The 20,027-nt window shown below is 68.2% G+C and carries 17 protein-coding genes and 1 pseudogene; 10 read left to right on the top strand and 8 right to left on the bottom strand.

Features of this window, described 5'->3' with window-relative positions:
- Window positions 1-34 precede the first annotated feature (34 nt).
- Both LDL21_RS22320 and LDL21_RS22315 read right to left on the bottom strand, forming a co-directional pair.
- Window positions 35-826, bottom strand: a complete 792-nt coding sequence (locus LDL21_RS22320; protein ID WP_225281615.1) for a TIGR03084 family metal-binding protein — start codon at window positions 824-826, stop codon at window positions 35-37.
- Between the two features lie 104 nt (window positions 827-930).
- Window positions 931-2,286 carry a DUF445 domain-containing protein gene (locus LDL21_RS22315; RefSeq protein ID WP_067643933.1) on the bottom strand — a complete coding sequence of 452 codons (1,356 nt, stop codon included), beginning with the start codon at window positions 2,284-2,286 and terminating at the stop codon, window positions 931-933.
- 207 nt (window positions 2,287-2,493) lie between these two features.
- Between LDL21_RS22315 and LDL21_RS22310 the strand changes: the two genes are divergently transcribed.
- On the top strand, window positions 2,494-3,360 hold the full coding sequence (locus LDL21_RS22310) for a 3-hydroxyacyl-CoA dehydrogenase family protein (protein WP_225281614.1): 867 nt from the start codon (window positions 2,494-2,496) through the stop codon (window positions 3,358-3,360).
- Between the two features lie 3 nt (window positions 3,361-3,363).
- Window positions 3,364-4,251 carry a hypothetical protein gene (locus LDL21_RS22305; RefSeq protein WP_225281613.1) on the top strand — a complete coding sequence of 296 codons (888 nt, stop codon included), beginning with the start codon at window positions 3,364-3,366 and terminating at the stop codon, window positions 4,249-4,251.
- Here LDL21_RS22305 and LDL21_RS22300 read toward each other — a convergent pair.
- Window positions 4,237-4,749, bottom strand: coding sequence for a YceI family protein (locus LDL21_RS22300; RefSeq protein ID WP_225281612.1), 513 nt, complete (start codon window positions 4,747-4,749; stop codon window positions 4,237-4,239). The genes LDL21_RS22305 and LDL21_RS22300 overlap by 15 nt on opposite strands.
- Window positions 4,746-5,081, bottom strand: a complete 336-nt coding sequence (locus tag LDL21_RS22295; protein ID WP_225281611.1) for a hypothetical protein — start codon at window positions 5,079-5,081, stop codon at window positions 4,746-4,748. The genes LDL21_RS22300 and LDL21_RS22295 overlap by 4 nt, the downstream gene beginning before the upstream one ends.
- Before the next feature lie 121 nt (window positions 5,082-5,202).
- Here LDL21_RS22295 and LDL21_RS22290 point away from each other — a divergent pair, with 121 nt between their 5' ends.
- Together LDL21_RS22290 and LDL21_RS22285 are read left to right on the top strand one after the other, a co-directional pair.
- Window positions 5,203-8,283 (top strand): helix-turn-helix transcriptional regulator, encoded by a 3,081-nt coding sequence (locus LDL21_RS22290; RefSeq protein WP_225281610.1) that lies wholly within the window; start codon window positions 5,203-5,205, stop codon window positions 8,281-8,283.
- A gap of 38 nt (window positions 8,284-8,321) precedes the next feature.
- Entirely contained in the window at window positions 8,322-10,040 is a 1,719-nt protein-coding gene (locus LDL21_RS22285) for a serine/threonine-protein kinase (RefSeq protein ID WP_225281609.1), read from the top strand.
- Between the two features lie 301 nt (window positions 10,041-10,341).
- Here LDL21_RS22285 and LDL21_RS22280 read toward each other — a convergent pair whose 3' ends face one another.
- Window positions 10,342-10,962 carry a TetR/AcrR family transcriptional regulator gene (locus LDL21_RS22280; protein ID WP_225281608.1) on the bottom strand — a complete coding sequence of 207 codons (621 nt, stop codon included), beginning with the start codon at window positions 10,960-10,962 and terminating at the stop codon, window positions 10,342-10,344.
- A gap of 92 nt (window positions 10,963-11,054) precedes the next feature.
- On the opposite strand from LDL21_RS22280, the gene LDL21_RS22275 reads away from it, so the two are divergent.
- The 4 genes from LDL21_RS22275 (at window position 11,055) to lon (ending at window position 15,738) form a co-directional block, all read left to right on the top strand.
- Window positions 11,055-11,831, top strand: coding sequence for an Rv1157c family protein (locus tag LDL21_RS22275; protein ID WP_181698569.1), 777 nt, complete (start codon window positions 11,055-11,057; stop codon window positions 11,829-11,831).
- A 29-nt stretch (window positions 11,832-11,860) separates the two neighbouring features.
- Entirely contained in the window at window positions 11,861-12,031 is a 171-nt protein-coding gene (locus tag LDL21_RS22270; RefSeq protein WP_084457534.1) for a DUF2613 domain-containing protein, read from the top strand.
- Window positions 12,028-13,089, top strand: a complete 1,062-nt coding sequence (gene pgfA / locus LDL21_RS22265; RefSeq protein ID WP_181698570.1) for a cell envelope lipid trafficking protein PgfA — start codon at window positions 12,028-12,030, stop codon at window positions 13,087-13,089. Before LDL21_RS22270 ends, pgfA begins: the two co-directional genes overlap by 4 nt.
- A gap of 168 nt (window positions 13,090-13,257) precedes the next feature.
- Complete coding sequence (gene lon / locus LDL21_RS22260; protein ID WP_225281607.1) at window positions 13,258-15,738, top strand: endopeptidase La; 2,481 nt, start codon at window positions 13,258-13,260, stop codon at window positions 15,736-15,738.
- A gap of 176 nt (window positions 15,739-15,914) precedes the next feature.
- Here lon and LDL21_RS22255 read toward each other — a convergent pair.
- Together LDL21_RS22255 and LDL21_RS22250 are read right to left on the bottom strand one after the other, a co-directional pair.
- Window positions 15,915-16,343, bottom strand: a pseudogene (locus LDL21_RS22255) (PaaI family thioesterase); the annotation flags it as partial.
- A 36-nt stretch (window positions 16,344-16,379) separates the two neighbouring features.
- Window positions 16,380-16,943, bottom strand: coding sequence for a TetR/AcrR family transcriptional regulator (locus tag LDL21_RS22250; RefSeq protein WP_181698572.1), 564 nt, complete (start codon window positions 16,941-16,943; stop codon window positions 16,380-16,382).
- Window positions 16,944-17,020: 77 nt separating this feature from the next.
- Between LDL21_RS22250 and LDL21_RS22245 the strand changes: the two genes are divergently transcribed.
- Together LDL21_RS22245 and LDL21_RS22240 are read left to right on the top strand one after the other, a co-directional pair.
- Window positions 17,021-18,094, top strand: a complete 1,074-nt coding sequence (locus LDL21_RS22245; RefSeq protein WP_225281606.1) for a DNA polymerase IV — start codon at window positions 17,021-17,023, stop codon at window positions 18,092-18,094.
- A 115-nt stretch (window positions 18,095-18,209) separates the two neighbouring features.
- Window positions 18,210-19,205 (top strand): acrylyl-CoA reductase family protein, encoded by a 996-nt coding sequence (locus tag LDL21_RS22240; RefSeq protein WP_225281605.1) that lies wholly within the window; start codon window positions 18,210-18,212, stop codon window positions 19,203-19,205.
- Between the two features lie 345 nt (window positions 19,206-19,550).
- Here LDL21_RS22240 and LDL21_RS22235 read toward each other — a convergent pair whose 3' ends face one another.
- Window positions 19,551-19,817 (bottom strand): hypothetical protein, encoded by a 267-nt coding sequence (locus tag LDL21_RS22235; protein WP_225281604.1) that lies wholly within the window; start codon window positions 19,815-19,817, stop codon window positions 19,551-19,553.
- Between the last annotated feature and the right edge of the window lie 210 nt (window positions 19,818-20,027).

The following is a 20,027-nucleotide window of genomic DNA, read 5'->3' as shown; positions in this document are numbered from 1 at the left end:
TCGTGCGGGGTTGGGAATGCGCTCATGGCGGACTTCACGTGAACTGATTTGGCTCTCGGCCGGGTCCCGGGGGGCCCGCGAAGGCTTGGGCGATGGTGAGCCAGTGGTCGGCGTCGGGGCCGTCGGTGGTCAGGGCGGTGTCTTCGCGGTGGCGGCGCTGGGTGGCTACCAGGCAGAAGTCGAGGGCTGGGCCCGATACTTTTTGGTTCGCGTCTTCGGGGCCCCAGGTCCAGAGGGTGCCGTCGGGGGCGGTGAGTTCTACGCGGAATTCTTCGGCCGGGCCGGATTCGCCGTGGACGGTGTAGGCGTAGTTCCTGGCTCGCACGCTGATGTGGGCGACGGTGCGCAGGCGGTCGGTGGGTGTTCGGGTGACGCCGAGTGCGTCGGCCACGTCCTGACCGTGCGCCCAGGTTTCCATGATGCGGGCCGAGATCATCGAGGCGGCGCTCATGGGCGGGCCGAACCAGGGCAGTTTGGTGCCGGGCGGGACGGCGGCCAGGGCGGCGATGAGCTGTTCGCGGCCCGCGCGCCAGCGGGGCAGCAGGTCGGCGGGCGGAGTCTTCGCCAGTTCCTCGGCGGCCTCGTCGACGAAGGTGAACATCTTCGCGGCGGCCTCGGTGAGCAGCTCGGTGAACGCCGCGTTGTCGGTGGCGGCCAGGACGGAGACCTCGTCGGTCCAGGTCAGGTGGGCGATCTGGGTGGCGATGTCCCAGCCGGGAGCCGGTGTGGGGGTCTGCCACTGTTCGGGGGCGAGCGGGGCGACGAGTTTCTCGAGGTCCGCGCATTCGGCGGCGAAATCGTCGAGCAGCGCTGCGAGGTCAGCCATGTGATTCCTTGGGGCGAAGCGTTCGCGCCACCGGTCGGGTGCGCCGTCGTCACTCAGAATCGCAGCGCCACCCCAAAAATGCAAGCACGCGTGCTTGTTATTGCCTACCAGCCGAAGATGAGCAGGTGAATCGCGCCGACGGCGATTCCGAGCGCGCCACCGTGCAGGTACAGCAACCAGGCGTCCTGCTCCACCGATGCGTAGAACATTTCCATGAACTCGCCGGGCGTGAGCGTGCGCAACTTGCGGGCCGCGAAGTCGTCGATCTTCTTGGCCTGCTCGCGCACGAACTGTTCGTCCTCGACCATGCCCGGCGCCATGCTCAGCCCGGCCCCCGCACCCGAGACGGCGAGGTTCTCGAACTGCTTCTTGCCCATCGCCGCGCGCACCATGAACGCGGTCGGCCCCAGCTGACGGTGGATCTCCTCCGACACCACCCGCTCGATGAGCTGGCGCGTCTTGTCCCCGTTCGGTCCCTCGAGCAACTCGTTGGACAGGTTCTCCACGGTGAGCACCTGGTAAGCCAGGATGTGGGCCAGATCGGTCGCGGCCTGCGGCTGGCGCTTGGCCAGCAACGCCTGGCGCCACAGGTACTTGTAGCGCGGCTGCGGGTCGCCCGGCTCGAACACCATCTTGATGGCGATGACGTTCACCGTCACACCGATCATCGCCGAGGCGAACAGCACGATCACCCAGGCCGGAATGGCGCCCCAGTACGGGATCTGCGAGTGCACGTGCAGGTACAGCGCGAGAATCAGGCCGAAGGGCGCGCCGAGCAGACCGATGCGCGCCATGAACTTCAGCTCGGGCGCGGCGATGGTGGTGGTGAGGTCCTTGAGGATCTGCGGGTTCTTCTCCAGATACCGGATCACGAAGTTCTTCACGTCGAGCAACTGATCGATATTGTCGCCGAGGCTCTCGAACGCGCGCCGCGACAAGGTGGGCAGCTGCCGGTCCACCCGCTGGTAGACCGCCTGCTTCATCTGCCGGGGCAGCGAGCGCCACAGGTCGGGATTCTCCCGGTACATGATCTCGTCGACGATCGACTGCACCTGTGGACGGGCGTGTTCGGCCAGGTAGTCGCCGATACCGTCGAGGTCGAGTTCGTGGATGAAGTCGCGCGGGCTGCCGATGCGCATCAGCGCCTTGTCCACGCAGATGCTCGCCATCTTCTCGGCGCGCGCGGGAATGAAGCCCTGGAAACCGAGCATCCGCCCGTCGCCGGAGAACGTCGGAAGCACCTGCACCCGGCGGGGCAGGTACGGGTAGAGGATGTGCAGCATCGGCACCCGGAAACCCTTGAAATGCAAGGGCCAGAACAGCATGAGCACGCCGGTCCAGTTGGTGAGCCAGCCGGCCAGGGCGCTGAAGATCGGGAAGCTCACGAGATCGACGACGAATTTCGACTGGCCGGTGAGCTCTTCCCAATCGATGAAGAGTCCGGAGGCCAGTGTGGTCATCGAGGAGCCCCCTAGAGCTGACGCGCGAATTTCGTGAAGAACGTGAGAATAAGGCAACCACATTCTGACCGGTCATGACGGGGTGTCAACGAACCGACCACCCGCCGCCAGCGGTGTAGCAACCGTTCGGCAGCCGGTTGGCGATAGGCTTGCCAACACGCTTGACGACGAGTTCTTCCCACCACCACCTGTGTAGAGGGAGTCACCGTGAGTGTTCCGCAGGATCATCTGAATCGTCCGGTCGCCGTGATCGGCGCGGGCACGCTCGGCAGACGGATCGCCCTGATGTTCGCCACCCGGGGCGGCAAGGTCCACATCATCGACCCGACCGCACAGGCCGGTGCCGAGGCGGTGGACTACGTGCGCGAACAATTGCCCACCGTCGCCGCGTCGGTCCCGAGCGGGTCGCCGGGTTCCGTGGAGTACATCCAGGACCAGGCGAGTGCGGTGCGGGGCGCCTGGCTGGTCGTCGAGGCCGTGCCCGAGATCCTCGACCTGAAGAAGAAGGTGTTCGCCCAGCTCGACACGCAGGCCGACGCCGACGCGATCGTCGCCTCGAACTCGTCGTCGTACGCCAGCCGGTTGTTCACCGAGGACTGCGAGACCCGCGACCGCATGCTCAACACCCACTTCTACATGCCGCCCGCGTCCACGGCGCTCGATGTGATGTCGAACGGGCACACCTCGCAAGAGGTGCTCGATTTCGTGCTGCGCACTTTCCCCGAATACGGTCTGCACCCGTTCCTGTGCCGCAAGGAGAGCACCGGTTTCATCTTCAATCGCATCTGGGCCGCGATCAAACGCGAAGCACTCGAGGTGGTCGCCGAGGGCGTCTCGGTGCCCGAGGACATCGATCAGATGTTCGTCCTGAATTTCGGGACCGAGGCGGGACCGTTCCGGATGATGGATCAGGTCGGGCTCGATGTGGTGCTCGATATCGAGGAGCATTATCAGAAGGAGAACCCGAATCTGCCCGAGGGCCCGATCACGGTGTTGCACAAGTATGTCGACGCGGGCAAGCTCGGCGTGAAATCCGGGGAGGGCTTCTACGACGACTACCCGAAGCAGGGCTGAGCGGTGACCGACTTGCTGGCCCTCGATCTGGCAGCCGGTGCCGTCCTCGCCGTTTCACTCGACGGCAGCGAGGTCCGCACGCTGGTGAGCGGACTCGATCAGACACCGGACGGCATCGTCGTCGACCAGTTGCGCGGCCACATCTACTGGACCAACATGGGCCGCCCCGATCCCGGCGGTCGGCCGGGGATCGAACCGGAGTTCTTCTCCCGCAACGGTTCTCTCGAACGAGTCGACCTCGACGGCGGCAACCGCACGACCCTCCTCGCGCCCGGCTCGTTCACCACGGGTAAACAGCTCACCGCCGATTTCGAAGCGGGGCGGTTGTATTGGTGTGACCGGGAAGGCATGTCGGTGCTCACCTGCGACCTGAACGGTGACGACCTGCGACCACTCGTCGTCGCGGGCACCGACGCTCAGCTGCAGACGAATTGGTGCGTAGGTATCTGCCTCGACACCGATCGCCGCCTCGTCTACTGGTCGCAGAAAGGCTCTCCCGATGCGGGCGAGGGCCGGATCTTCCGCGCCCCGATCGACCTGCCCGCCGGCATGGACCCGGCCGCCCGCACCGATATCGAGATGCTGTGGACAGGATTGCCGGAGCCGATCGATCTGCACCTGCGCGGCACCCACACGCTGATGTGGACCGATCGCGGCGCCGAACCCGACGGCAACTCGCTCAACGAGGCTCTCGTCCAACCCGACGTGGGCCGGCCGAAGATCTTGTCGCGCGGGTATCGCGAGGCCATCGGGTTGGCCGGGTTCGACGCCCACTTCTATGTGAGCGACCTCGGCGGCTCGATCCGCCTGGTCGACCTGGGCGCGGGCACCGACACCGAACTGGTCCGCATCGGCAACCCGCTCACCGGTCTGGCCTTAGCCGACCTGTAGCGCCGGGCGCAGCACCACCCGGACGGTGATGTCGATCCACCGCCCGATCAGCAGCGACGGCGCGCGCAGGCCGAGTTGGGTGCGGTCGAGGACCGTCGAGGCGGTGACGGTGACGGTCGTGTCTGTGACGTCGAAGGCGTCGACGGTGAAGATCAGCGGCACGGTCCGTCCGCGCGCCGAGGCGACCCCGGCGACGCGCCACCGACCGTCCTCGGCGGTGATGTCTTCGGCGGTGAAGGTCATCCGTGGATGACGGTCGAGGTCGAGCAGGCGTGGTTTGCGCAGGTCGCGGTCGCGCCGGGCGTGGCCGGTGTCGATCGCGGCGAGGTGGATCACGCCTGTGGCGGTGACCGGTCGGCCGTCGGGTGCCAGTGTGAGCAGACCGGCCATCACCGGGGCCTCGCCGCGGACGGGATGCCCGAAATGGCCCACCTGGAAGGCGGCGGTGCTGTGTGCGGTGTCGGCCACCCAGTCGGTGGCCGTCATGATCGGGTTCACGACCGTGCTCCTTCGGCGTAGATGGTCGCCCGGTCGCGGTGCACGTGGACCGGGAGGATCTCCACCCGGTCGGGTCCGGGCAGCAGGGCCGGATCCTCACCCGGCAGCAGTTCGGTGGCGAGGACGGCCGCGCGTACGGCGTGGATGGCGGACTCGGTTTCGGCGACGCCGATCACCAGGCCTGATCCGTCGTCGCGGCGCAATTCGTAGAAGTCGAGCAGGCCGGGCACGGCGGCGACGGCGGGCTGGATGCGGTGGGTGGCGGCGAAGTCGGCGGCCGCCAGTTCGGCGGCGCCGCGTGGGCGGTCGAACCAGACGAGGTGTGCGTACATGATGGGCTCCTGACCTGCGATGACGTGGTGATCTCAGGATTGCCGCCTGCGGGCTTGCGCGGATCAGTGCCGGTACGTATTCGCGGTACTGAACTTCGCCCGATGCGCGGATACTGGGACGATGCAGACTCCGGTCGTCGGGCGGCACGAGGAGCTCGCCCGGTTGCGGGCCGCGGTGCTGGCCGCGCAGTCGGGTTCGGGTCGATTCGTGCTGGTGAGCGGGCCCGCCGGGATCGGCAAGTCGTGGCTGGCCGACCGGGCAGCCGAGCTCGCCGCCGAAGCGGATATGCCGGTGGCGCGCGGCAATGCCGTCGACGACGCGGGCATGCCGCCGCTGTGGTTGTGGCGGCGCGCGGCCCGTTCCGTACCCGGTCTGGCCGCCGCGCTGGACACGGTCGCCGAGCCGGGCGCCGCGGCCGAACGCCGGTTCCGGATGTTCGCCGAGGTCGCCGACGTCCTCACCGCCGCGTCCTCGGGGCCCGGCCTGCTGCTGATCGTCGAGGACCTGCACTGGGCAGACCCCACCTCGCTCGCCCTGCTCAGCCACGTCGCCGCCCGGACCGAGCGCACCGGACTGCTCATCGTCGCCACCGCCCGCGAACCGGCGGGCGACGACCTCCTCGCCGTCCAGCCCGACTGGCTACGCCTTCCGCACGCCCATTTCCTGTCCGTCCCAACCCTTTCCGAGCCCGAGGTCCGCTACTGGCTCGAATGCCACCACCTCCCTGCGGAATACGCACCCCGCGTCCACGCCCGCACTGACGGAAATCCCCTCCTGGTCCGCCTGGTCATCGATTCCGATCCGGCTCGCTCCGGAGACCCCCTGATCGAGGTCCCCGGTTTCCGCCGCCTCGTTCTCACCCGCCTCGATCACCTCTCCCCCGAACAGATCGACATCCTAGGCACCGCGGCCGTCCTCGGTGAACGGATAGACGTGGAGCTCCTTGTCCGCGTGTACGAGTCGATTTGCACGCAGTCGGCACCGCGAGACCGGCTGGATCAGGGCACGAGCGTCGAACAGGACGCCCTGTCTGCCGGCCTGCGCACGAATCGCGGTGCTGCTGGTGGTCGAAACCAACCGGAGGTGGAGGGCGCGCGGGAGCGGGTGCTTCGGGCGCTCGACGCGGCGACGGCGGCGGGAATCGTGCGCCGTTTCGCCGAGGGTGCGACCGGGTTCGCGCACGCGTTGATCCGGGATGCGGTGTATGCCGATCTGGCGCCGTCGCATCGGGCGGTGCTGCATCGGGCGGCGGCGGTCACCTCGGCCGAGAGCTGCGGGGATGGGCTTGCGGGTCTGATCGCGACGCATTGGCGGCAGGCGAGTGGGTGTGGGGAGTCTCCGTCGTGTCTGTACTGGTCACGGGTGGCGGCGCGGTCGGCTCGGGCGGCGGCAGCGTATGCGGAGGCGATCCGGTTCGGGCAGTGGGCCATCGACGCGGCCGGGTCGGCTGCTGAGGAGCGGGCCGAGTTGCTGATCGACCTCGCGCGCGATGAGTTCGCGGACGGACGGATCGCCGACAGTCTCGAGCACTGCGTGCGGGCGAGCGATCTCGCCGAGCAGGCGGGCCGCCCCGATCTGCTCGCCGAAGCGGGTCTCGTCGTCCACGGCGTCACGACGCCGACCGTCATGACACAGCTGGATCACCTGTGTGACAGAGCTTTACAGCAGTTGGATCCCGCCGAGCACGCCGACCTGATCGCCCGCATACTCGCCCAGCGAGCCCTGTCGGCGGCCGATCGCGGTGCGGGTGCCGAGGCCAGACGTCTGTCGGAGCAGGCCATGCGCGCCGCCGAGGGTTCCACCGATCCCGATGTCGCGCTGGATGTCATCCATGCCCGTCACCTCTCGCTGGCCACCACCGAATACCTCGAAGACAGAACGGTATTGGCCGCGCGGGCGATCGAGATCGCGGTCGATGCCGAACAACCACTGGCGCAGCTCTGGGGATATGTGTGGACAGCCGACGCCGCCCTGCAACGCGGCGACCTCCCCGCCTTCGACAACGCCCTCGACCACATCGAACTCCTGGCCGACCGCCGCAAGCTACCGGTGGCCCGCTGGCACCTGCTGCGCTTGCGCGCCACCCGCGCGGCCCTGGTCGGCGAACTCGACGCCGCGCTCGAATTCGACGCCGCCGCCTATGAATTGGCACTCGGCATCGGTGACTACTCCCTCGCCGGGCTGCACCACGCCTTCCGAGGAATGCATGCGGTGATCGTCGGATACGTCGACCGCACCGTCCTGGACGAAGCCGTCGCCGCGCTGGCCTTCGCCCCGAAAATACCTATCGCACAACTGTTCTCCCCGATGATGCACGCCCTGGCAGGCGATCTCGACGAGGCGCGCACCCTGTTCGAGCCGCTCCGCTCGCTCCCCGACACCCTCGAGATCGGCCCACGCTGGAACGGAACGGTGTACTCGGTCGGTTTGGTAGCCGAACTGCTCGACGACGCCGCCACCGCCGACCGGGTCTACCGTGTGCTGGCCGGCCGCGAGCACAACTACGCCGCCGACGGCACGGGTGCCCTGATCTGCGTCGGCTCCCTGGCCCGCGTCCGCGCCGACAACGCCAGGGTGGCAGGCCACCTGAACGCCGCCATCGACCTCTACCGCCTCGGCCTCACCATGGACACCGAAATAGGCGCCCACCCTTTCATCGCCCTCGGCCACCTCGGCCTGGCCCGCACCCACCTGGCCCGCGCTATCCGCGTTCCCAGCGACCCCGACCGGAGCGTCGACGACGACGCCGACCCTCATGCCGGGCGCGCCACCGGCCCGCGTGCCGATCCCACCGCCGTCTCCTCCGCCGACCTGAGCGGTGGTGGCCGGACCGCCGGCCTGCGTGCCGCCCACACCAGCCCCGGCGGGGTCCGCATCACCGACCTCTCCTCGGCTCGCGCAGCCGCCGAAAAGGCCGCCAACGCATTCCGCCGTCTCCACATGCCTCACCGCATGCGGCAAGCCGACGACTTGCTCGCCGCGATCACCACCGCTACCCGCACCGCCGACCCCCTGACGGCCCGCGAACGGGAGGTACACGACCTCGTCGCGGCGGGCGCGACCAACCGTGAGATCGCCCATCGCCTGGTGCTTTCCGAGCGGACCGTCGAAACGCACGTCCGACATATCCTCGCCAAACTCGGCATCACCACCCGCACCGAGATCCCTCGCCGCCCCGCCGAGCGCCCGCATTCCGGATAACCTCGCGAGGTAGTTCGTTCGAAGGGGGACCTCACGCGATGCAGCCGTTGAACGCCGACGACCCGCGCCGGATCGGGGACTACCGGCTACTCGGTGTCCTCGGCGCGGGCGGGATGGGCAAGGTGTATCTGGGCCGCAATTCCGGTGGTCGCACGGTGGCGGTGAAGGTGATCCGGCCGGATCTGCTCGGCGATCCGGAACTGCGCGCGAGGTTCCGGCGGGAGGTCGCGGCCGCTCGACGCGTGGTGGGCGCTTTCACCGCACCCGTCCTCGACGCCGAAGTCGACGCTCACCCGCCCTGGCTGGCAACGGGTTACGTGGCCGGAATCTCCCTGTCGGACGCCGTCACCGAGTACGGCCCGTTCCCCGAACGATCCCTGCTCGCCCTCACGCACGGCCTGGCCGAAGCGCTGGTTGCGGTGCATTCGGTCGGCATCGTGCATCGCGACCTGAAGCCGTCGAACGTGCTGCTCGCCGTCGACGGGCCCAAGGTGATCGACTTCGGTATCGCCCGGGCCACCGAGGACACGGCGCTCACCACCACCGGAAGAGTCATCGGCTCACCGGGTTTCATGTGCCCCGAACAGATCACCGGCGAACCGCTCGGTCCCGCCTGCGACGTCTTCGCCCTCGGCGGTGTCCTGACCTTCGCCGCCTGCGGGCACGGCCCGTTCGGCACCGCCGACATAGTGCAGCTGCTCTACCGCATCGTCTACGAGCAGCCGAACCTCGACGCCGTGCCACCGAGCTTCCGGCCACTGATCGAAGCATGCCTGGCCAAGAACCCCGCTGACCGCCCGACGCCACAACAGGCGCTTGCCGAGTCGAGGAAGATCGGCACCCCCGACGGCGCGGGCTGGCTCCCACCGCTCGTCATGCAGGACGTGAGCATGCGCGCGGTGCGACTGCTCGACCTCGACACCGACCCGGACGCCCGCCCGACGGCGGTTCCCCCGAGTCACCGCACGGACCCGACTGCCCTCGCGGGCATCACCGCGCCCGCCCGACCGCAGACCGTGTCGTACCCGCCCCCGGTCGCGCGGACAACGACACCAGGCGGCCCTACCCAGCCGCCGGGCGGCCACGGCTCGACCTCAGGTGTCCACGCCCAGCACCCGGGCGGGCACACCTTCCCACCGGGCGGCCATACCTCGCCACCGGGCGGCCATACCAGACCACCAGGCGGGCACACCTCGGCGCCGCATGGGCATGCCCCGTCACCGGGGAACGCCCCTCATCGCACCCGAACCCGCACCCTTCTGATCGCGGCCGTCTCCGTGACAGCGGTCGTCGCCGCCGTCATGGCCTCGCTCATCGGCATACGGCTCGGCGACCGATCGGGCACCGCCACGCTGACGATTCCGCCGGGCATGCCCCCGACCGGCACCGAGACCAGCACCCAATCGGTATCGAGCGTCCCGGATTCCTTCATCGGCACCTGGACCGGCCAGGCCGCCGACGGCCTCGTCACCTTCGACATCGTGCTGACCATCGGTCCGGGCGAGGTCGGCCAGGAGCTGGCCACGGCGTCCAATACGGGCCAGATCTCGCAGACGCGTTGCGAACGGGCCGAGACGCTCACCCAGGCGACCGCCGACCGCCTGGTCTTCCGCGCGCGCCTCACGGGTGATACGTACGGCGACTGCGTCGACGACGGCAACACCTCCACCGTCACCCGCCAGCCGGACGGCACGCTTCGGTACAGCACGCCCGGAGTGTTCGGCGGTTCCATCGCGGGCACCCTGCACAAGAAGTAGGTAGAACAGGTTGCTGTTCAATTGCCGGAAGGCTGCCGAATGCGGCCCTAATCGGGCGACTGACCAGTAACCTGAGGCCCTGTCGGACGTCCTCGAATGGCCGATATCGCGATAGTGACAATCTACAAACGCACAGGTGATACCCGTCTCAGAAATTCTGCCGTTGCGACCTGAGTCACTCCTGTGCCAGACTCTCGTCCCACACTGTGAAGCCGTTCGGTCTCACAATGTCCGGAAAGGGAGTTGATTGAGTAGGCGGCAGGCGCACGTATTTGCCACCCTCTCGTCGGCTGCGCGCGAATCAATCGAAATCGACAAGCGCCAAGGCGGCACCGGTCAGCAGATCCACCAGTTCGCTGACCGGCGGCCGGGACTCGCGCAACAGCCACTCGTGAGCGACTCCCGTCACCGCACCGGTGAGCAGGGCGGTGGTGAGTTCGGCGTCGCCACGCAGGCGCACGCCGATGTCCACCAGCGCCGAACCGATCAGTACCGACCACGCGTGCCTGCGCGAGCGGCGGTGGTTCTCCATCCGGTCGCTCACCCCGACCACCTCGATGAGCGCGACCTGGGCCCGGTACGGGTCCGAGCCGAGCGATTCGAGGTACGCGCGGAAACCCGCGTGCAGCGCGAGCTGGGGGTCGGTGGGCGTGGTGAGTTCGGCGAGCGCGGCGGCGACGGCCGCGGCGGCGTCGTCCTGGATGCGGTCGTAGGCCGCCACCAGCACGTCTTCGCGGGTCTCGAACTCCTCGTAGAACTGCCGCTTGGACAGCCCGGCGGCCGCGCACACCTCGGCGAGCGAGCACGTGGCGTACCCGCGTTCGGCGAAGATTCGCGTCGCTGCTTCCAGGAATCGCTGTCGGCGCTCGGCTTTACGCGCGACGACCGTACGACCCCCATACCGTCTGTCCGCTGTAGTCACCTCTCCAAAGTATCTGAAACTCCGGATAACACAGACATTCCTGTGAATTCCGGGTCGCTCCATTTATCCACCGAACGAAGGACGGCCGACCAGTGCTGAGCACCCGAGGATCGCGGACCGCAGTGTCTGCTTTCGTACTAGCGGCGAGTGCTGTACTCGTGGCGCCCACGCCAACCCTGGCCGCACCGCAGCATGCGGCGCAGCAGAGCGTTCCCGCCATCGCGGAGAACGTGCCCTCCGAGACGCTGGCAGCGCTGGCACCGACGATCGTAGGCGCCATCTCCGGCCCCGGCCTCATCGCCGACGGCGGACAGGCCGCGATCCTGGCCCAGGCGCGCCTGCTGCTGGCAACCCCCGGCATCCCCGCGCAGGTCAAGTCGACCCTCGAGCGGATCATCAAGTTCCTCGACGGCAGCGGCGGTGGTGGCCCCGAACTGCCGCCGTCGGACGGCCCGCGCATCGCGCAGTTCCTGTACCCGACCATCGGCAAGGGCTGCATCGGCCCCACCTCCGACTCGGTCGGCACCGCGCTGGCCGTGCCCGGCCCGGCCGAACTGCCCCCGCCGGGACCCGCCGCGGGCCAGACCGGCTTCGTGTTCACCGCGCTCGGCACCAAAACCCCCACCGCCGAGCAGACCCCACCGATGACCGTGCAGTGGGTCAACATCGACAACCGCCGCACCGGCACCCAGGTGCTCACCAACGCGGCGGGCATCAACCCCGACGGGCCCGCCACCCTGTCGGCCATCGCCGACACCGGCGCGGGCCGGGTCGTCGCGGTCGTCACCGGCTCGCTCACCACCGAAACCGCCGACGGTAACCGGACCTGCTCGTTCGCCCCGACCATCGGGTTCTTCTCCGTCGCCTGAACCGGCACAACGCAATTGGAGTTCGATCTATGAAGTTTGCCGTCCCCGGCCTGATCAGCGGGCTGGCCGGCGCGATCCTCGGGGTGATTGCCGTGTTGGGCATCACCGCTGGCGCGCAACAGAATTCGATTCCCGAGCCGGAGACGACCGGTGACCCGGGTTCGTCGCTGCTCGGCAACGTCACGTACGGCAGCCGATGAGCAACGTGCGCAGGATCATCGCCTGCATCCTCGTCGGTCTCGGTGCGCTGCTGCTCGCGTGCGCCGCCATGATTCCCACCTACACCGTCGGCAAGGTGGCCAAGACGCCACTGGACCTGCGGATCACCACCATCGCCAAGAGTGTTCCCGGTGAGGAAAGCCTCGTGCTCGACGCGAAGTCGCTCACCTCGCCCGAGGGTGCGGCGACGGTGCACACCAATGTGCCGCTCTTCTCGCAGCGCTTCCTGACGGTCGAGGAGCCCTCGGACGCCGACCAGATGACCGTCCAGGCCGGTCAGACGCTGCGTCGCGACGACCTCGATCCCCAAAACGGCCTGCTCACCGCCTCGGTCGACCGCGTAACCATCGACCGTGTCTCCGGCGAGCCGATCGACGCCTCGCCCAACGGCTCGATCGCCGTGGCTCAGGATCCCAAGTCGGGCGCCGAGATCCCCACCGAGTTGCAGCGTCGTGGCCTGCAGTACCGCTTCCCGATCGGGACCGAGAAGAAGTCGTACCCGTACTTCGACCTCAACGCCCGCGCCACCTATGACATCGACTTCGTCGAGGAGTCGGAGATCAAGGGCGTGCCGGTTTACCACTTCCGGCAGACCATCCCGGTGACGAACATGTGGGACGTCGTCAAGCACCCCTCGTATCAGCTCGCCCTGCCCGCCGCCAAGTGGGGCCTCGAGGGCACCGAGCCGGTCACCATGACCCGCTACTACACCAACACCCGCGACGTGTGGGTGGAGCCGAGGACCGGCGCCGTTCTCAAGGGCGGCGAGAGCATCCACATGTTCTACGGCCGCAGCGCGGACAAGGTCGACGTCACCGTGCTGAAGTCGCACCTGGTCTTCGACGAGGAGACCATCGACGCCCAGCTCGCCGTTACCCAGGAGAGCCTCGACAAGCTCGACCTCTTCGGCAAGACCCTGCCGGTGATCCTCGGCATCCTCGGCGCGATCTTCGTGATCGCGGGCATCGTCCTCGGTGTGCTGAGCAGCCGTGGCCGCACGATTGATCCTCCGACCGAAAGGCTCCGGCGCAACCTCTAGAACCCTCGAAACACCATCAACGCACGAACGCCCTCGGCTCCCACCTACCCCTCGGGAGCAGGGGGCGTTCGGCGTTTCGTTCGCCGTGAGTGAACGGTTGCCGGGGTCGGAACAAAGTGCGATCTTCTGTAGTTGAGTCAGCAAAGCTCAACTTTTGGAAGGGTCGATATGACTACAGCTCAGAACCTGCCGGTGCTGTTCCTGACCGATCCGATCGTGCTGCCGGGCATGGTCGTGCCCATCGAACTGGACGAATCCGCGCAGGCCGCCATCGACGCCGCGCAGGCAGGCAAGACCGGCGCCGTGCTCGTGGCGCCGCGCCTGGACGAGGGCTACGCCTCCTACGGCGTGGTCGCCACCATCGAACAGATCGGCCGGATGCGCGGTGGCGCGCCCGCGGCCGTGCTCAAGGCCGAGCGCCGGGCGCGGATCGGACACGGGGTCACCGGGCCGGGTGCTGCGCTGTGGGTCGAGGCCGAACCCGTCGAGGCGCCCGCGCCCGACGAACGGACCACCGAGCTCGCCGCCGAGTACCGCAAGCTGGTGATCGCCGTCCTGCAGCGCCGCGAGGCCTGGCAGATCATCGATATCGTCAACCAGCTCGACAACCCCGAAACCATCTCCGACACCGCCGGTTACGCGCCGTATCTGTCCAACGAGCAGAAGCGCGAACTGCTGGAGACCCCCGATGTCGCGCAGCGGCTGACCAAGCAGATCGAGTGGATCAAGGCCCATATCGCCGAGGTCGAGGTCACCGAGAAGATCAGCGAAGAAGTGCGCGACGGCATGGAGAAGAGCCAGCGCGAATTCCTGCTTCGCCAGCAGCTCAACGCCATTCGCAAGGAACTCGGCGAGGACGAGCCCGACGGCGCCGACGACTACCGCACCCGCGTGGAGAACGCCGACTTGCCCGAGAACGTGCGCGCCGAGGCGTTGCGCGAGGTCGGCAGGCTCGAACGCGCCAGCGACCAGAGCCCCGAGTCGGGCTGGATCCGCACCTGGCTCGACACCGTCCTCGACCTGCCGTGGACGGTGAAAACCGAAGACAACACCGATGTTTCGGGTGCCCGTGCGATCCTCGACGCCGATCACCACGGGCTCGACGAGGTGAAGGACCGCATGGTCGAGTACCTCGCGGTGCGCTCGCGTCGCGCGTCGCGTGGGCTCGAGGTCGTCGGCGGCCGCGGCTCGGGTGCGGTGATGGTGCTCGTCGGCCCGCCCGGTGTCGGTAAGACCTCGCTCGGCGAGTCGGTCGCGAAGGCCTTGGGCCGCAAGTTCGTTCGTGTCGCCCTCGGCGGCGTGCGCGACGAGGCCGAGATCCGCGGCCACCGCCGTACCTACGTCGGTGCCATGCCGGGCCGCATCGTCCGCGCGGTGAAGGAGGCGGGGTCGATGAATCCCGTTGTCCTGCTGGACGAGATCGACAAGGTCGGTTCCGACTTCCGCGGTGATCCAGCGGCGGCGCTGCTCGAGGTGCTCGACCCCGCGCAGAACCACACCTTCCGCGATCACTACCTGGATCTGGACCTCGACCTGTCCAACGTGCTGTTCATCGCGACCGCCAACGTCATGGACACCATCCCCGGCCCGCTGCTCGACCGCATGGAACTCATCACGGTCGACGGCTACACCGAGGCCGACAAGGTGGCGATCGCGCGCGACTTCCTCGTCCCGAGGCAGCTGGAGCGCAATGCGCTGACGGCGGAAGAGGTCTCGATCACCGAAGAGGCGTTGCGGGAGGTCGCGGCGAACTACACCCGGGAGGCCGGAGTTCGCCAGATGGAGCGTTTGGTCGCAAAGGCCTTGCGCAAGGCGGCAACTCGCCTGGTGACCGGTGATGCGGAGCCGAGCAGTGGGGCGTTCACGGACAAGGCGCAGGTCAGCGCTGCGACGGACGGCGAGGCGACTCTCGGGTACGACCCCGAACTCGGCTACGACAATGTCATCGACATCAGTACCGGTCCGCAGCCGGCGGGCCAGGTGCAGAGCCTGGTGATCGATGTGGACAACTTGACCGACTACCTCGGCCGCCCCCGCTTCACCCCGGACTCGGTGGAACGCACCGCCGTCCCCGGTGTGGCGACGGGCCTCGCGGTGACCGGTGCCGGTGGCGATGTCCTCTACATCGAGGCCAACGCCGCCGAGGGCGAGCGGTCGCTCACCCTCACCGGCCAGCTGGGTGACGTGATGAAGGAGTCGGCGCAGATCGCGCTCACCTACGTGCGTTCGCACCTGGAGGAGATCGGGATCGAGCCGAAGGTGCTCGACCGCAATATCCACATCCACTTCCCGGCGGGCGCGGTACCCAAGGACGGTCCGTCGGCGGGTGTCACCATGGTCACCGCCCTGGTGTCGCTGGCGCTGGATCGTCAGGTGCGCGCCGATGTGGGGATGACCGGCGAGGTCACTCTCAACGGCCGGGTCCTGCCGATCGGCGGGGTGAAGCAGAAGCTGCTCGCCGCGCAGCGAGCCGGCCTGAAGACGGTCTTCATCCCGGCCCGCAACGAACCGGACCTGGACGAGGTGCCCGCCGAGGTGCTCGAGGCCCTGGACGTGCGCCCCGTCGCCGACGTGGCCGACATCCTGGCCTACGCCATCGAGCCCATCGCCGAACCGGCCGCCGACGGTACGTTCGCCGTCAGCGCCTGATCGAAAAGGGGCCGTGCATTCGTGCGTGGCCCCTTTTCTCGTGCGCCGGGCTACCGGCTGACGGTCGGCGGTAGTTCGGCCATGTCCGCGGTGACGACGGTGAGCTGGTCGGTCTCGTATTCGTCCTCGTCGTCCTCGAATTCGGTGTCCTCGTCCGTTTCGGCCGTGGGGGTCAGGTCCTTCTCGACGCGGCGGGTCGTGCCCTGGGCCACGGCGCAGTGGATCGGTTCCTCGCCCTCGGTCTCGGCGTAGACGTCGCAGTGGGTGACGGCCTGGCGGCGGGTGGCGCCGAGCACCGTGGCGTGCACGCGCAGCCGCTCCCCCTTGGCCGGGCGCAGGTAGGTGATGGTGAAGCCGCCGGTGAGGACATTGGGCCCGAGTACGGTTCCGGCGGCGAAGGTGAGTGCGTTGTCGGCTGCGTAGGCGAGCACACCGCCGTGCACGAAGCCGAACTGCTGGCCGTGCTCGGGCTGGATCTCGATCACCAATGTGGCTGCACCGTCGCCGAATTCGGTCAGTTCGGTACCGACGAGACGAGCGAAGGGTTGCGCGGCGAGTACCTGCCGGGCCAGGTCGAGGTCGAGGGAGGTGGCTTCGGTCGGCATCGGGTGTTCCGTTCTTCGAGTGGCGGTGCTCGGTGACTATTCGGCGCCCTCGACCCGCAGGGTCGCCCAAGCGGCTGCGGCGAGTTCGGGAGCGACATCGGTTGGCGCGGTACGGATATTGCCACCAAGCCATTGGCGGCTGTATTCCTGTGCCGCCCCGAGCCACAGGGCGTAGACGAGGTCGAGTTCGAGGTCGCGCACCGTGCCGTACGCGACATGGGTCCGCCACCAGCGGCGGACCGAGGCGAAGAACTCCAGATTGCGCTCGCTCTCGCGCACACCCGGCGGTCGTGCGGCGGTGAGAACGGTTGCGCGGTACTGGTTTTCCTGCACCCAGCGCAGATGCGCGTGCACGCCCGCGACGACGCCGGTCTCGGCGTCGGCACAGTCGGCGACGGCGTCGTAGAAGTGCTGTTGATAGTCGGTGAGCGCGTTGACCCAGACCTGCCGGTACAGGTCGGCTTTGTCGGGGAAGTGGTGGTAGAGCGCGCCGACGCTGGCTTCGGCGGCGGCGCGGATGTCGTTGAGCGTGGCATCGAGGACACCGTGTTCGGCGAACTGCCGCTCCGCGGCGAGCAGCAACCGATCTCGGATCTTCATAACCAGAATTTAGTTCTGTTTTGCGCCGTTCGCAAGAGGTGGGCGCCATCGCGGCGGTGATGCGATAGAACGGAACAGTGCCCCGGTGGCTCCTGCATGTCGATCTCGACCAGTTCCAGGCGGCGGTGGAATTCCGGCGTCGCCCCGAGCTGCGCGGACAGCCCGTCATCGTGGGCGGTGAGGGCGACCCATCCCAACCCCGCAAGGTCGTGACCTGCGCTTCCTATCCGGCCAGGGCCTTCGGCGTGCGCGCGGGGATGCCGCTGAAAGCCGCGCAGCGCAAGTGTCCCGACGGTGTGTTCCTGCCGTTGGACATGGCGACCTACGAGGCCGCCTCCGAGGAGATCATGGCCACGCTCGCCCGGGTGGCCGGTGCGGTGGAGGTGTGGGGCATGGACGAGGCCTTCGTCGCCTCCGACAGTGATCCCTGGCAGCTCGCCGCCGAAATCCGGAGTGCTGTCACCGAACTAGGTCTCACCTGCTCCGTCGGCATCGGGGACAATAAGCTCACCGCCAAATTGGCCACCGGCTTCGCCAAGTCCACCGGCAAAACGTCAGCCGAACCCGAACACGACGCAGGAGCAGCAGGGGGCATTTTCCAGCTCACCGCCGCGAACTGGACCGAACTCATGGGCCACCGCCCCACCGATGCGCTCTGGGGCGTCGGGGCACGCATCGCCAAACGTCTGGCCGAACTCGATATCGCCACCGTCGCCGATCTGATGGCCGCCGACCGCCAACGCCTCGCCGCCGAGTTCGGCCCCAACACCGGCCCGTACCTGTGGGTTCTCGGCCACGGCAAAGGCGACACCGAGCTGACCACCACTCCGCGAATCCCGGTGGGCCGCAGCAAGTCCGAGACCTTTCCACACGACCTCACCGACCCCGAGGAGATCCGCCGCGAGGTCGCCCGCATCGCAACCGAAGTCGCCGAGGAGATGCTCGCCCATAACCGCGTGAGCACCCGAGTCTCGGTCACCGTGCGAACCAAAACGTTCTACACCCGCAGCAAGCAGCGCAAACTCCCCCAGCCGACCTCCGACATCGCCACCATCGTCGACACGGCCCTTGCCGTCATCGACCGCTTCGACCTCGATCGCCCCGTCCGCCTCCTCGGCGTCCGCCTCGAGCTCCTGCCCTTGGACGAGTGATCACCACGCTCTGGTGGTGGCATCGGCCGGGAGGCTCGCGCCACCGGAGGGTGATGATCGAACGTCCAGGATTTGATTCGTCGCTGGACGGGTGGATGACTCGTATGCTCGGCTCATGAACTTCTCCGCGATGGTGGCCCGTGAGTCGGATGGTGGGATCGTGCTCGGTCGGGAGGAGGTAGGGGACGATTTCCTCGGCACCGGCGATGTGACGATCAAGATCCACTACTCGAGTGCGAACTACAAAGACCTGCTGGCGATCACGCCGCGCGGTGGGGTCGTCCGCAACTACCCGATCGTCCCCGGCATCGACCTCACCGGCGAGGTGACCGCCTCGGAGTCCGAGGACTTCGCCGTCGGTGACCAGGTGATCGCGCACGGCTACGACCTGGGTGTCTCCCGCAACGGCGGCTTCGCCGAATACACCAGGGTGCCCGCCGAATGGGTGGTCAAACTCGACGGCCTCGACACCCGCGACGCCGCGACCATCGGCACCGCGGGCTTCACCGCCGCGATGAGCGTGCAGGCCCTGCTCGACCACGGCCTCACCCCCGACGACGGCGCGGTGCTCGTCACCGGCGCCACCGGCGGTGTCGGCACCGTCGCCATCGACATCCTGTCCGGCCTGGGCTTCGAGGTGATCGCCTCGACCGGCAAGACCGACGCGGGCGACCTGCTCGCCGAACTCGGCGCCAACGAGGTGATCGGTCGGCTCCCGCTCGATCCTGAGGCCAAGCCGCGCCCGCTGAACAAGGCGAACTGGGCTGCCGCGGTCGACAGCGTCGGCGGCTCCTCGCTGGCATTCGTCCTCAGCTCCATCGGCTACGGCGGTGCGGTCGCGGCCAGCGGGCTCACCGGCGGGTCCGACCTGCCCGCCACGGTGCTGCCGTTCATTCTGCGCGGGGTGAGTCTGCTGGGTATCGACTCGGTGTTCCTGCCTATCGAGAAGCGCCGTGCACTGTGGACGGCTCTTGGTAAAGAGCTTCGGCCGCAGCATCTTTCATCGCTGGAGTCGTTCGCTCCGATCGTCGAAGTGGGCAATGTCCTGCAGTCGATCAAGGAGGGTACGCACTCCGGTCGCACGGTGATCGGGGTCGCGGGCGAGTTCTGAGGTCGGGGGCCTTTTTAGGACGCGGCACTGCCTCGGTGTTTTGTGCACCACAAAGGTATTGGGCTGTGTTTGTTGGAGCGCTGGCGCGCTCGAGCGCGGCCCCTGAGGGGCCGCTGCGCCGCTTCGCGGCGGACCCTCCTCGAGGTCGGGTCGTGCGGGGCTGGGAGTGCGGTCATGGCGGACTTAAGTGGTGCCGTGCGGCTGGGAGTGCGGTAGGTGGCGGACTCGAGCGGTGCCACGTGGGTTGGGGTAGGCGGCCAGCTTGCGCGGTGCCACGTGGGCTGGGGGGTGCGGCAGGTGGCCAGCTTGCGCGGTGCCGCGTCGGCTGGGGGGTGCGGCAGGTGGCTAGCTGGTGTGGTGCCAGGTGGACTGGGTGTGCGGTGGGAGGCGGGACTTGAGCAGTGCCGCATCGGCTGCGGGGTGCGGCAGGTGGCCAGCTGGTGTGGTGCCACGTGGGCTGGGGGTGCGGTAGGCGGCCAGGTTGTGCGGTAGGTGGCGGATTTGGGGTGGTGCCACGTGGGCGCGCAGTCGGCCGTCGGCGGGCACGGGAGCGGTGGCCAGGGCGGCGGCACAGGCCGCAGCGAGGAGGGTGCGGAATGCGGGTGTGTTCATCGGTGGTACGAGCCTGCTGACTTCTCGAAGAGCGACCGGGGGCCGGCCGATAGGCCGGCCCCCGTGACAGAGCTGAGGGCTACTTGCCGGGCGACAGCGTGCCGCCGCTGGCCGAGATGAGCGCCTGCACGAAGGGCAACGCCGCATTGGCGGGTAGTGGGTTCGGTTGGTGCCGGGTGGGCGCGGAGTGCGGTCGGTGGTGGACTCGGG

This window comes from Nocardia rosealba (genome assembly GCF_020216065.1).
Lineage (GTDB): Bacteria > Actinomycetota > Actinomycetes > Mycobacteriales > Mycobacteriaceae > Nocardia > Nocardia rosealba.
Note: the sequence above shows the minus strand (reverse complement) of the source record. Positions and strands in the feature narration are given on the sequence as shown.